Annotated in this window: 7 protein-coding genes and 2 pseudogenes; 4 read left to right on the top strand and 5 right to left on the bottom strand. The window is 47.8% G+C overall.

Going from position 1 to position 12540, the window contains the following annotated elements:
• Positions 1-396: 396 nt before the first annotated feature.
• A complete protein-coding gene (locus ACE1CM_RS20480; RefSeq protein ID WP_226586998.1) occupies positions 397-561 on the top strand; it encodes a hypothetical protein in 165 nt (54 codons plus the stop codon).
• A 165-nt stretch (positions 562-726) separates the two neighbouring features.
• On the opposite strand, the gene ACE1CM_RS20475 is transcribed toward ACE1CM_RS20480, so the two are convergent.
• A complete protein-coding gene (locus ACE1CM_RS20475; RefSeq protein ID WP_374879837.1) occupies positions 727-918 on the bottom strand; it encodes a hypothetical protein in 192 nt (63 codons plus the stop codon).
• Positions 919-3342: 2424 nt separating this feature from the next.
• Between ACE1CM_RS20475 and ACE1CM_RS20470 the strand changes: the two genes are divergently transcribed.
• Both ACE1CM_RS20470 and ACE1CM_RS20465 read left to right on the top strand, forming a co-directional pair.
• Positions 3343-4047, top strand: a complete 705-nt coding sequence (locus tag ACE1CM_RS20470; protein ID WP_374879836.1) for a hypothetical protein — start codon at positions 3343-3345, stop codon at positions 4045-4047.
• Positions 4048-4131: 84 nt separating this feature from the next.
• Positions 4132-6003: a peptidoglycan D,D-transpeptidase FtsI family protein gene (locus tag ACE1CM_RS20465; protein WP_374879834.1), complete on the top strand. Its 1872-nt coding sequence runs from the start codon at positions 4132-4134 to the stop codon at positions 6001-6003.
• A 213-nt stretch (positions 6004-6216) separates the two neighbouring features.
• Here the strand turns inward: ACE1CM_RS20465 and ACE1CM_RS20460 are convergent.
• The 4 genes and pseudogenes from ACE1CM_RS20460 to ACE1CM_RS20445 all read right to left on the bottom strand — a co-directional run.
• A pseudogene (locus tag ACE1CM_RS20460) lies at positions 6217-8061 on the bottom strand (thioredoxin domain-containing protein); the annotation flags it as partial.
• 87 nt (positions 8062-8148) lie between these two features.
• Entirely contained in the window at positions 8149-9894 is a 1746-nt protein-coding gene (gene ltrA / locus ACE1CM_RS20455) for a group II intron reverse transcriptase/maturase (RefSeq protein ID WP_374879832.1), read from the bottom strand.
• Between the two features lie 689 nt (positions 9895-10583).
• Positions 10584-10859 (bottom strand): annotated as a pseudogene (locus ACE1CM_RS20450) (DUF255 domain-containing protein); the annotation flags it as partial.
• An 88-nt stretch (positions 10860-10947) separates the two neighbouring features.
• Positions 10948-11220 carry a hypothetical protein gene (locus tag ACE1CM_RS20445; RefSeq protein ID WP_374879830.1) on the bottom strand — a complete coding sequence of 91 codons (273 nt, stop codon included), beginning with the start codon at positions 11218-11220 and terminating at the stop codon, positions 10948-10950.
• 592 nt (positions 11221-11812) lie between these two features.
• Between ACE1CM_RS20445 and clpP the strand changes: the two genes are divergently transcribed.
• Positions 11813-12421, top strand: a complete 609-nt coding sequence (clpP, locus tag ACE1CM_RS20440; protein WP_374879828.1) for an ATP-dependent Clp endopeptidase proteolytic subunit ClpP — start codon at positions 11813-11815, stop codon at positions 12419-12421.
• Positions 12422-12540 lie beyond the last annotated feature (119 nt).

Genomic DNA, 12540 nt, shown 5'->3' with positions numbered 1-12540 from the left:
GTTTCTCTGGCGTTTCTGACAAGAGATTATCAGATGATCGCAGCACAAGTCAATCAAAGATGGCGAATAAATTCGCTCGTGTCCTCTTTCCGCCCCGCTTTAAAAAGACGGGGCGGAAAGAGTCCCGGATTATTTAGGTGTGGGAGTCGGATCCAACAGTCCCCAAGCGTAAATTCGGCAGCAGCTCTCCCTACTCGATCTAAATTTAGACGGACGTTCCTTAACAAGAGTCTTGAGACACTTGTTTCGCTTTGCCTCTCCGTGTCAGAGCAAAGCCAGCGTCTTCTGCGATCGAGCGTCAGAAACACGCACTTACTGGGCAGGACGTAGAACCCCCCCTGCAACAAAGTCAGGGCGGGTAGTTCATTTATTTTTGCTACAAAAACAATCGACAAAATGTCAGCTTTTGTCGATGTTGGTGGAGGAAAACTACTGCTAGTCAAAAGCTCAACACCTCCCTATCGGTTAGGTGTGAGGCTAGGGCACGCTTTAGCTAATGAATGCGCCTCGCGTACCAAAGCAACAGAACGGACTTGTTTAACAAACTCAGTCAGGCAGTGAGGAGCAATAGCCAGTTGAGTCGTTTATTATCCCTCTTTAACTCAGACTTTTAAGCCGAGCTTAGCCAACTGAGCCAGGTGGGAGGTGAGGAGCGGGATTCTCCAGTCGGAGAACCTACGCGCTTCTCCGAAGGAGACGCTCTGCTTCCGCCAGCTGAAGGCGTTGTTATTTAGGAGTAGCAGGTGGAGAGGTCTTCGGAGCAGGCGTAGCTGCTGGTGCTGCTGGTTTAGCTGGCGGTGTGGCGGCGGGAGAAGCGGGAGTTGTGCCTCCTTCTGGCGCCCCACCGCCTCCTCCACAAGCTCCCAACGAGACGGCTAAACCGAGACCTACAAGCAAACTAAGGATTTTGTTGTTCATACACTCCTCTTGCGATGATGGCAGAGTAACTTTAATCTGCTAGATGTTGACACTCCCCGCGCCTGTTGGTGCGGGGATTCTTAAGACTTTTCAGCCTTAATACCCTGAGTGTTCAGGTTACCGGGCGCAATCCTTTTACCCTCAGGCGGGCTGCTATCCTAGTCTTGCAACTAGCTCCTCGGTCGTAAACTTTCCCCCAGTCCGGAGGTAGGTTTTATTGTCTTGTACTGACGAAAAGTATTCTAGCAGGGTTGCGCCTTGACTGGACTTAAAAGTCCCGGTAGCGCTACATCCCCCGCGTCAACCACTCTGGTGCAAGCGCGTCTCGTCATGGTTTATAACAATACTTCATCTGTTCAATTTCTACCACTGAAGTCGTGGAATTTTTAGGCAGTTTACAGAACCTTGTGTCTGTACCTCCCACCAACCCTTTGGGTATGGTGGGTTGCTCGCTGTCTCACAGGCAGATGCCACCTTAGCTTAGCCCGCCTTTCATCCCCACGTCTCGTCCCCTATCGGGAGTGGGATGAATGGCTCTGCAATTAAGGCGCGTCCCCCGACTGAATTACTGCTACGCAGAAAAAAGGAGTGGGGACAGCGCCTTAATTGCCTATTTCGCAGCTAATTGCGCCTGGCCAACTCCGAATCAACTCCCTAAGTACATCAGTCTTATTTCTACCTGATAAACTCCCTAAGTACATCGGTCTTGTTTCTGCCTTTTTTGCGACAGTACTCTTCCAATGAGTTGAACTCTATCACGGGAATTACGATCGTTAACTTTCTGGTATCCATCTGACAATATGCGGCGAATAGCTGCTATCATTCTATCAGGTGGCAATAGCCGAAAATGCTGGTCACCGAACAGTACCTTAACAACTGAGGATAGCGGGTGACACAAGGAAGTGTGTTTTATATCGATAGTGCCACTTGTGGATAAAATCTTCATGGAACAATTGATGAATGGTTTTTAAACTATTCAAGTCTGGCCCGGCGCTACCCTGACTATAAACGGCTGTAGCGGGAAAGAATACGAGTACCGCTCACGAAGTTCCAAGAGCGGAAGACTTGTCAGCCAAAACCTACCCGAAGCGAGGTGTAGGAGCGTCACCAAAGCCTGGTCTATTTGGTTCTGAAGCGTTTGACTATTGTTCAACCGTTATTTTCAGCATATTTAACAAACCGTGGATTCCTGTTTGACCTTTTTACAGGCTTGCCAGTCTTAAATCAGTCGTGGTTTACAAACCAGAAAGTTTTGCCTTGGTTTTCGGCTTTAATCTGATTATATCTGAGTTAGTCAACAGGAGCGACTTACTCAAGAGCGGGATGTATGAGTAAGTTTGAGCGAGTTTTTGGCGATTTAGTCCCACTCTGTTCTATACAAAACTTGGCTAAACTTATCTAAAGTTCACCATTCAACTATAAGTAATTTCTAGAGGGTCTGCTTAGAGCTGGCACCAAGGGAGTCGGATCCTTCTTGTCTACAGGCGTAAATTCGGGTGAGCCTGACCCGATTTTAAGATGAGTAACTGTTTTTTTGTAGGGGCGGGTTTAACGATACCAGAAACCGGGTTTCGACCTATATCTGTTGCCTGGCGCCACAATTTTTTTTGGGCATATAAACCCGGTTTCTTTGAGCAGAAACCGGGTTTCGACCTATATCTGTTGCCTGGCGCCACAATTTTTTTTGGGCATATAAAACCTGTTTATGGCAGGTAAAACCCGCCCCGGAGCGATTGTTCAACCTTTTTTTTCCACCTATTTAGCGAATCGTGGTCAAACCTACGACCTTTTTACACGCTGGTTAGTTTTGCCGCGGCTGTGGTTGACAAACCAAACAATTTTAAGCCTTGGTTTTCGGCGGTTTGAGAAACATAGCATAAAATTACAACCAAGTAACACTATCGCCATCAGTAACTCTGAGTAACTTTAGCCAAGTATTTTGCTATTTAACCCAAGTTGCTAGTTATAAACTTTGGCGTTGCTAATGGCTAATTGCTAATTGCTAATCTTGGATTTTTACCAATCTCGCCATTAGCAATTAGCCATTAGCCGCTCCCAGAGAGATAACTAGCAACTTGAGTTATTTAGTCAAGCTCCTGGTTGTGTTGACCACACCAAGCGCCACTCATGGTCAACTGCTGGGTCAGGTTGGGACTGGAAACCTAAAAATTGGCATAATTTGACAAATAGCATCATTATTAAAGGATTTTGAAGCATCGTCAATCCAGATCGATTTGAAAGCTTGCCTTGTGCTAGGATACGGGCATATAGCTGCAAAAACAGGGTAAGTATTTGGCGAAGAGGAACAGTCGTGACAGCTTGGGAGAGCGGCAATGCCAGGACAGCGATAATGAACCTATAGAAGCTGCTAAAGCAAGAGTTGACCCTGCTAGCACGTGCTAATTAACCCAACAGGTGAAGTTTATGTCGATCGCCCCTAAATTCGCCGTTTTTGCTAAAACCGTCCCATCCAGAAGCAGAATGGTTAGTTCAATTAAATTGCCGGAAGTTGGCATGGGGCGAGTTTCGGCCGCCCGATTAGAGTCAGCCCAAGTTATTGCTGACTCTGGTACGACGCCACAGCCACAATTTCCCTCAAAAGCGCCAGAAGCAGGAATGGAGCTAAAAAGCGCTCGGAGGGCGCAAAGAAGACAGGCTAACCGGAGAGAAGGAATGGCGCGTCGCGAGAGCGCCAGAGCAGGCGAATTGCGGTTGTCTAAAACCGATCGGGAAACTGCTAAACTCGTACCCCAGTCGGAATCAATGCCAGTTTGGTTGACCTGGTTGATCCGATGGCAGCGCCGCTCGTCGGTGGTAACGTTCTTCCTGGTAAGTGCCACCCTCGCAGTTTATGGCGGGACGGTCTACACCCAGCAATTGTGGAACCGAGAATACCGCCAACTCGAAACCTTACAACTCCAACAACGGCAACTGACGGCGGCGAGTGAAGTGTTTAAAAAGCAGCTAGCCGATCAAGCCGAACAACAAGGTACGGGGCTGGTTCCCGCAACACCAAACACCAACATATTTTTGCCAACACAAGAGCAGCCCAAATCCACCCCCAGTTCCACAAGGGCGATCGATCCATCTGCCAAACAGCAGCTCGCACCCACACCAGTGGGATACTAGAAATTTGGATTTTAGATTTGAGATGGCTCCCTCGATCGCGAATCTAAAATCTAAAATCTAAAATCGCTTTAATGGGGTTTTGCTATGGCTAAGGCCGACCCTCCCTCTTCTCGCTATCCTCGACGACGGAGCAACTCGCCTGAGCTTCTGCAATGGCGTCGTCAACCACCTTTGGCTGCAAAAGAAAAGCAACAACCTCTGGCAGAGCCATCTTCAAAAGAGGAACAACTCGATCTACCCCAACAGGCATCTCCTTTGCGACTTGTATTAGTCTGGGGCGTACTGCTAGTTAGCTCTTTGGCGCTGGGCTGGAATTTGTATCGCCTGCAAATTATTCGCGGGTCGGAGTTGCGAAGTCTGGCGCGACAGCAGCAGATGGTTTCCCTGCGTCCGTTTGTGCCGCGCCGTTCGATCTTAGACCGCAACGGCAACTTCTTGGCGCTGGATCGACCTGCCTACAGCCTGTACGCCCATCCCAGACTGTTTAAAGCCCCAAAAGAAGCGATCGCAACTGCTGTGGCTCCCTTACTCAAACGCACCCCCGACCAACTTCTCAAGCAGTTCAATAGCGCTGCAACTGGCGTCCGGATTGACAATTCTTTGTCAGAAGAAGTTGCCGACCGCATTTCTGCCTTGCGCTATGATGGCATCGAGCTAGTCAAACATTACTCGCGCCTCTACCCCCAGCAGCAACTCGCCGCCGATGTTGTCGGCTTCGTCAACGTCGATCACAAAGGTCAAGCGGGGGTGGAATACAGCCAGGAAAAACTGCTGGAACGCTTTGTGCGTTCGGTGCGGCTAAACCGCTCTGGAAACGGTGCTTTGGTTCCCTCTGGCTTTCCAGAGGGTTTGAGCAACTTTGACGATTTACGAGTACAGCTGACCATCGATAGCCGACTGCAACGCTCAGCTCGCGCCGCGCTCAAACAACAAATGCAGCTGTTTAACGCCAAACGCGGTACCGTTTTGGTGATGGATGTCCGGGATGGTTCGTTGCTGACACTGGTTTCTGAGCCTTCCTACGACCCGAACCAATTCTACAAGTACGATGTGGGTTTGTACAAAAACTGGGCGCTCACAGACCTTTACGAACCTGGTTCCACCTTTAAACCGATCAACGTAGCGATCGCTTTAGAAGCTGGCGTCATCAAACCCGATACCGTCATCCGCGACGAAGGTCAAATCGCCGTTGGTTCCGAGCTGATTTCCAACTATAACTTTGAAGAACGCGGCAGTCCCGGGCTTTTGACCATCACCCAAATTATCTCAAATTCCAGCAACGTGGGCATGGTACACATCGTAGAAAAAATGCGCAGCCAAACCTTCTACGGCTGGCTGGAACGCCTGGGAATTGGGCAAGCGGTGGAAACAGACCTGCCGTTTTCAGCTGCTGGCTCGCTGCAAAGTCAAGAGTCGTTTACAACATCCCGAATTTATGCCGCAACGGCCGCATTCGGTCAGGGATTTTCCCTCACACCGATTCAGCTATTGCAACTGCACGGTGCCATCGCCAATGGCGGCAAACTGGTCAGTCCCCACGTAGTGCGGGGGCTAACTGACAGCAAAGGAGTGCTGTATTGGCAACCCACCTTACCATCTCCCCGCCCCGTCTTCTCCTCAGACACAACCCAAGCCGTACTGGAGATGATGGAAGCCGTTGTCAAAAATGGCACCGGCAGGGTCGCGCAAATACCTGGATACCGCGTTGCAGGCAAAACCGGCACATCCCAAAAAGCAAGCCCCAGCGGCGGCTACTCCGCAACTGCCAGAATTACCAGCTTCGTTGGGATTGTTCCCGTTGACTCCCCGCGATACGTAGTCCTAGCAGTCGTGGACGAACCCCAGGGAAGAGCCTTTGGTTCTAACGTCACCGCACCCATTGTTAAATCTGTCATGGAAGCGCTGATGGCAATCGAGCAAATTCCACCCAGTCAGCCACTAGAAGCTCAGGATTAGGGAATTTTAGATTATAGATTGCAGATTTTAGATTGAAATTAAATCTGCAATCTGCAATCTGCTATTAACTCAAGTTGCTAGTTATCTCAAAGCTGGAGCTAATGGCTAATGGCTAATGGCTAATCGCTAATGGCTAGTGTTAGGAAAAATGCTGTATTAGCAATTAGCAATTAGCAATTAGCAAGTTTATAACTAGCAACTTGAGTTATTGCCCTATGCCCTCGTGCCAATTTGTTGAACTTGTTCCCACATTTGTTCGAGACTGGTTGCGGGTTCAGAACAGGTGAGTCCAGAGCAAACTAACCCTACACTTCCTGCTGGGAGATTGAGTTCTAAGGCGTAGACAGCAGTAGGGAAATACTGAGTTACGAGAGAAGTTAATGCGTCGCTTGTGGTGCGAATCAAAATGTGGTTGCGATACCAATCTAAGGCGGTAAACAGACTCGGACATGCTTGAGGAGATTGGTTCATGGCGCTGGCAAAAGCCTGCAATGCTTGCTCTGCTTTGTCGAGATATTCCAAGTCTTCGGTTAGTAAGGCAAGACGGACTAGATTTGCGGTCGCTACCCCATTCGCCGAAGGTGTCGCATTATCCACGTAGCTGCGTTCCCGCACCAATAAATCGCCGCTAGCATCGCTGGCAGTATTGTAATATCCCCCTAGTTCCACACTCCACAAAAATTCATCAAATTCTTGTTGAACTTGAACCGCTTTTTCTAACCAAAAGTTGGAATTGGGTAATTGGGAATTGGGAATTGGGAATGGGGAATTGGAATTTTCTTGTCCATTACCTATTACCAGGGAAGCTTGATGTAAATCCAACAACGCTTTGATCGTGAAAGCATAATCTTCAGATTGAGCCAAGACGACTGGTTGACCTTCATAATTAAGTCGGTGAAACCTGCCATCAACCCACTGGCTATTGACAATAAAATTAGCCGCCTTGGCAGCAATTTCCAGGTATTCGGAATGCCCAAAAACCGCATAAGCACGAGCTAGTCCCGAAATCATCAAGCTATTCCAAGCCACAATCATTTTAGTGTCGGTCACTGGTGGAATTCGACCGAGCCAGTTGCCAGTTTTAGCTTCCTGGTTATTGCGGGCAGGTGGGAAAGTTTCTAAAGATTCAGGTGCCGTACCGTAGCGGACTTGAAAAAGCTTGGCTAAAGCTGTTTCTAAAGTATCGCTCAGCTTTCCGGTATGATGGCGTTGCAGGACATTTTTACCCTCAAAATTGCCATCAGCAGTGACGGTGAATTGAGCTTTAAGTTCGGCTAATTCTTCAGGAGTGAGTAACGCTTCTAGTTCGCTATAACTCCAAACGTAAAAAGCACCTTCTTCGGGTTCCGTTTCGGTTGGATTGGTGAAACTATCGGCGTCTTGAGCAGCAAAAAAATAACCTTCAGGCGCGGTCATTTCGCGTTTGAGCCATTTTACCGTATAGGCGATCGCTCGCTCAAACGCCGGTTCGGTTACCCCAGAACTCCACAAATTAGCCAGATATTCCACAATCTGACCGTTATCGTAGAGCATCTTTTCAAAATGGGGGACTGTCCAAGTCGGGTCAACCGTATAGCGGTGAAAACCACCCCCTACATGGTCGAAAATGCCCCCCAAAGCCAGATCTAACCCGCGTTGGTTAGAAACCTGCAACGCATCGTATTTGGTGTCTTGTAACGCGAAGCGGACGCTTTGCAAGGCAACTTCAGCATAAGGCATCATCGGGAAACTGGGGCCATGCCCACGGGCGCTAACGACCCCTGTATTTGTTTCCAGACCTTGACGCAGCAAGCTCATGCTCAACTGACCAGAAGGTTGAAGCACGGCTGCCTGTTGCAGGTAACCTTGAATTTCTTCTTTAATTGACTGCACCTTGGCTTTTTCCGTATCGTAGTAGCGGCGAATCGCTTCGAGTACTTGCAAAAATCCAGGGCGACCGTAGCGGGGTTCTAGGGGGAAATAAGTGCCACCGTAAAAAGGCACTAAATCCTGCGGTTCTAAAAAGACATTCAAGGGCCACCCGCCTTGCCCGATCATCATTTGTAACGCTTGGTTGAACTAAGCCCAAAAGTCACCTTTTGAACTCGTCGCAGAACCGGACGTGAGCCTTTCAACTCATCCGGCTCCTCAATGATTCGGTGCTTGTCATGCATACCAGTCCTCCAAGTCTCCTTGGCCTTGAAAAAGGCTTGCGTCGATTGAAGTTTTTAAGTCGTGGCAGTGTCGGTGGAGTAATTGAAAGTTAGTTTTCTGATTGCTGTCCCCTTTGTTTTTGGGGACTTTATGGTCAAGTTCAATCAAATCTCCATCGCTAAAATTCAGTCCACATAGAGCGCATTTCCCTTTTTGGAGCGTGAGCAATTTTGCTTTTGTGGGAGAAAGTTTGGGATCTTTACCCATTCTGGCTCCCCAGTAGACCCAATCTCCGTCATAGGGACTTCTGTTTCCCGACACTTTGGTGAATCTCACAATGTTAGTGTCACTGTGTCGGTATAGATAGACTCTGATTTTCCCTAGCGTTCTGAATCCCCATTGGCTGTTTTGAAGTGGATGCCAGTATTTCTTTTTGACCCACTTCTTTCCTTTTCTGGGGTGTCTTCTTGTGGCCCATCTCCAGAGTTTCTGGAATAATAGACTGTCGATTTCAGAGAATAGCGATCTACTGCATACAGTTGAATAGTATTTGCTCCATTCCCTAATAATTTTATTCAGCGCTCCGATGAGCGCATATTGCGGGGCGTTGCTGTACTTATCAACCGTTTCAGCAAGTCGGCGGTATTGTTCTCTTACTTTTTCTTCGCTAGGTTTGATGATTGTTTTGAAACCGAGTGTTTTTCCGTGTGAGTTTTTGCCTGTGTGATTTTTCCCTACTGGATACTGCCTGAAATTGAATCCTAAGAAGTCGAATCCGACAGTTCCTTCATAGGGGACTAAAGTATGGCTGATTCTCGTTTTACTCGGCTTCAGTTCCAGCCCAATTTCTTTTAACCACTCCGACAGGATAACTTGGGATTGCTTAATAACTTCCAAGTCATCGTGAAGGACTACAAAGCGATCCGCATAACGGATCAAACGTAGCCTTTTGCGCCGATCCCGTTTGCTGTCCTGATTGTTTATAGACGGCAAGGTTTCAGAGAACTGCTTGATGCGTTCCTCCATCCCGTGTAGAGCAATGTTAGCCAAGAGTGGCGAGATAGTCCCACCCTGGGGCGTTCCTTCCTCTGTGGCGAGGCGTTGACGATCGTCTATCACCCCCGCTTTCAACCAGGCTTTTATTTGCCTTTTAATGGTGGGGGATGCATTCAATTTTGTCAGCAGTTTTGAGTGGTCAATTTGGTCAAAGCACTTCGTTATGTCTGCATCAAGTACGTATTTTGGTTTTAACCTGATGCAACTAAAAATTGCTTCAACCGCGTCATGAACTGAACGTCCTGGTCTAAACCCGTAGGAGTTTTCTTCAAACTTGGCCTCCCATTCAGGTTCTAGAGCCATTTTTACTAGGGTTTGTAATGCCCTATCGTACATGGTCGGGATTCCTAATGGACGCTTTTCATCTTTTCCAGGTTTGGGTATCCATACCCTTTTGGTTGGTTTGGATTTGGAGTCGATTTTTAGGCGTCCTACCAGTTTTAGACGTGCTTCTGGGGATAAAGATTTTACTCGATCCACTCCTTTAGTCTTGCGCCCCTGGTTATCTTGGGTAACCGGGCGTACAGATAGGCATTTGGCTGACCAGGACTTCATCAAGAGTCTTTGAAGTCTGCGAACTGTTTTGACATCACCACGCTGACTGGCTTGGAAAATCCGTTTTTGAAGCTTGAACACCATTTTCTCTAGCTTGCGCCAGGGAATTTGGTTCCATTCATACATCGGTTTTTCAACCGTGTTCATAACTTTTGCACTCCTAATGGCAGCTTTTCCTTCCAAATCATTGTGTCTCCGTCAGCATATCCATTCCACTTACGCAGAATGACATTGGCTTCTGAGACAATCCTGCTCGTCTATAGCTTACGCTGGTTACTACTTGGGTTTTCGACCGTTACCCAAGAGCTATAGACGAGTTATCCCGTTCCTGATTTCCGTTGATTTCTGGCTTTAGAGTCCCTCTCTCCGCCGAGGTCTGTTTTGGGTGCTAATGCCTCATTACACGATCGAGACATCTTTTAGGTAAGCTGTGTGGACTGCTTCCTCTTAGACCTGGTGACATTTTGTCTGTAGCCAATAACCCGCGTAGGCTACTTCAGCATTAACGACGGTTCAAACAAGGGTTTGCTGACGCTACTCATAACCAGTTGCTAACCGGGGTTCCCAGTCGGATTCTGGGTTACCGACATTCCTCCCCGCTTCACTCCGTAAAGTTACCAATTTTCCGAAGTGGGGGAGTGCTTTCACTCTTGCACCTAGAGGGTTGGACTTGGGTTTTTAGGATACTTCCCTCACCAACACGGAAATCAAGTTATCAAGGTTCGCTCATTACTACAGTCTAGGTTCGGTAATCCGTACTTAGATGGATGTAGTTTTGTTGAACCTAGCCTCTCATCCTTGAGTATTTCTACTCATTTCGAGACAACGGGTCGCACCATGTAAATACTGTCGAGGTCGGGACGTTCTTCCCGGTCTACTTTGATCGGGAGAAAATTGGCGTTCATGTACTCGGCGATCGCAGCATCGGAAAAAGCTTCCCCTTCCATGACGGTACACCAGTGGCAGCTGGAATAGCCTATAGAGAGGAAAATCGGTTTGTTCAACTGCCGCGCGGTTTGGAGAGCTTCGTCACACCAAGGCCACCAGTCAATCGGGTTTTCTTTGTGTTTGCGAAGGTAAAGGCTCATGCATTGAGCAAGGCGATTGGTCATGGGAAATAATTGATCCAATTCCGTATGATTGCCGATATTATTCTGGCACTCTAGCGCGCCCGGTAGAGCGATGCCTGTACCTCAAGAGCTAAGGTGAAGTGCTATTAATGCCTTGCTGAAGTTTTGTCAAGCGCTGTTGGTAAAGCGAGGTCAAAAACTCGATTTCTTTTCTGGCGCTTTGTTGCAGCTGTGGCGGCAAACTCGATGCTAATAGGGCAAACGGTTCGCTAACTTCTTCTAGTAAATCTACGATTTCTTCAAGAGAAGCATCCTGATACTCCCATGTTTGCATATCCTTGCTTGATTGTAAGTCGATATTCTGTTGAGCCAGGATTTCTAAATCGTTAAATTCTGTTGTCATAATTTACCTCTGATTTTCTATTAATAACGCCAGTTGCTAGTTAATAGTTGTGAAATTGGTAATTGGTAATTGGATGCTTGACTCAGTTTAAGTCTTGACAATTACCGTGAAACGGCTCCTGCCTGGGAACGCCATTACCTATTACCAACGGCAAGGAATGTAACTACCAACTTGAGTTAATACTTTGTTGGCAAAAGAAGGTGCTGTATTAACATCACCTTTTTTGTTAGAATTTTATCCCAAAAAGATGTTGAGGGGATCTGGGTTAGGTCAGGGAAATCGATTACCGCAATCGGGTTGAGTATGAATGTGAGGATTGCAACTGGCAGGAGTTTTTCCCACATGGCAGATTCCTCTCAATGCCAATGATATTTTAAAAGTACGATTAGGTATTGCAATTCGCCCGCAGGGGGTTAGCGTCAGCTAGGGTCGGCATATCCGCCTTGCCCAATCGCGCGTCGTCCTTGAGACTCAACCAACTGTAGGGTTGTCACACCCACAGGCGAAAATGACAACATTCGGATAACCGCCTTAGCGTTGACTAGCTCAAACCGATAAAATTAAGAAAAATTACGCAAGATGCTTCTAGCCTATGATTCCTACCGTTATTGAACAATCGGGTCGTGGCGAACGCGCCTTTGATATCTATTCCCGACTTTTGCGGGAGCGGATCGTCTTCTTAGGCAAACAAATTGACTCCGACCTCGCTAACCTGATCGTTGCCCAGTTGCTGTTTTTAGACTCGGAAGACTCGGAAAAAGATATTTACCTATATATCAACTCTCCCGGTGGATCGGTGACGGCAGGGATGGGGATTTATGACACTATCAAGCAAATTCGCCCTGATGTCTGTACGATTTGTACTGGGTTGGCAGCGAGTATGGGTGCTTTCCTCCTAAGTGCCGGGACAAAAGGCAAGCGCATGAGTCTGCCCCATTCTCGCATTATGATCCACCAACCCTTAGGCGGTGCCCAAGGTCAAGCAACCGATATTGAAATTCAGGCAAAAGAAATTTTGTATCACAAGCGCCGCCTGAACCTGTTGCTGGCAGAACACACCGGACAACCCCTGGAACGAATCGAGCAAGATACCGAGCGCGACTTCTTCATGTCGGCAGAAGAAGCAAAAAACTACGGTTTAATCGATCAGGTGATTGACCGGCGTGCTACCGGCAGCAAACCGATCGCGGCTGTCAATTAACAAAGTTTTGATTTTAGAGCGGCGCGATTGGGCGAAACGGATATGCTCAACCCTAGCTGACGCGAACCCCCTGGGGGCGAATCGCGCTTTACAGAGGTTTGAATTAATTCAAACCTCTG

It is taken from the genome of Microseira sp. BLCC-F43 (assembly GCF_041929235.1).
In the GTDB taxonomy this organism is placed as follows: Bacteria; Cyanobacteriota; Cyanobacteriia; order Cyanobacteriales; family Aerosakkonemataceae; genus Microseira.
This window is presented reverse-complemented; position numbering and strand designations above follow the sequence as displayed.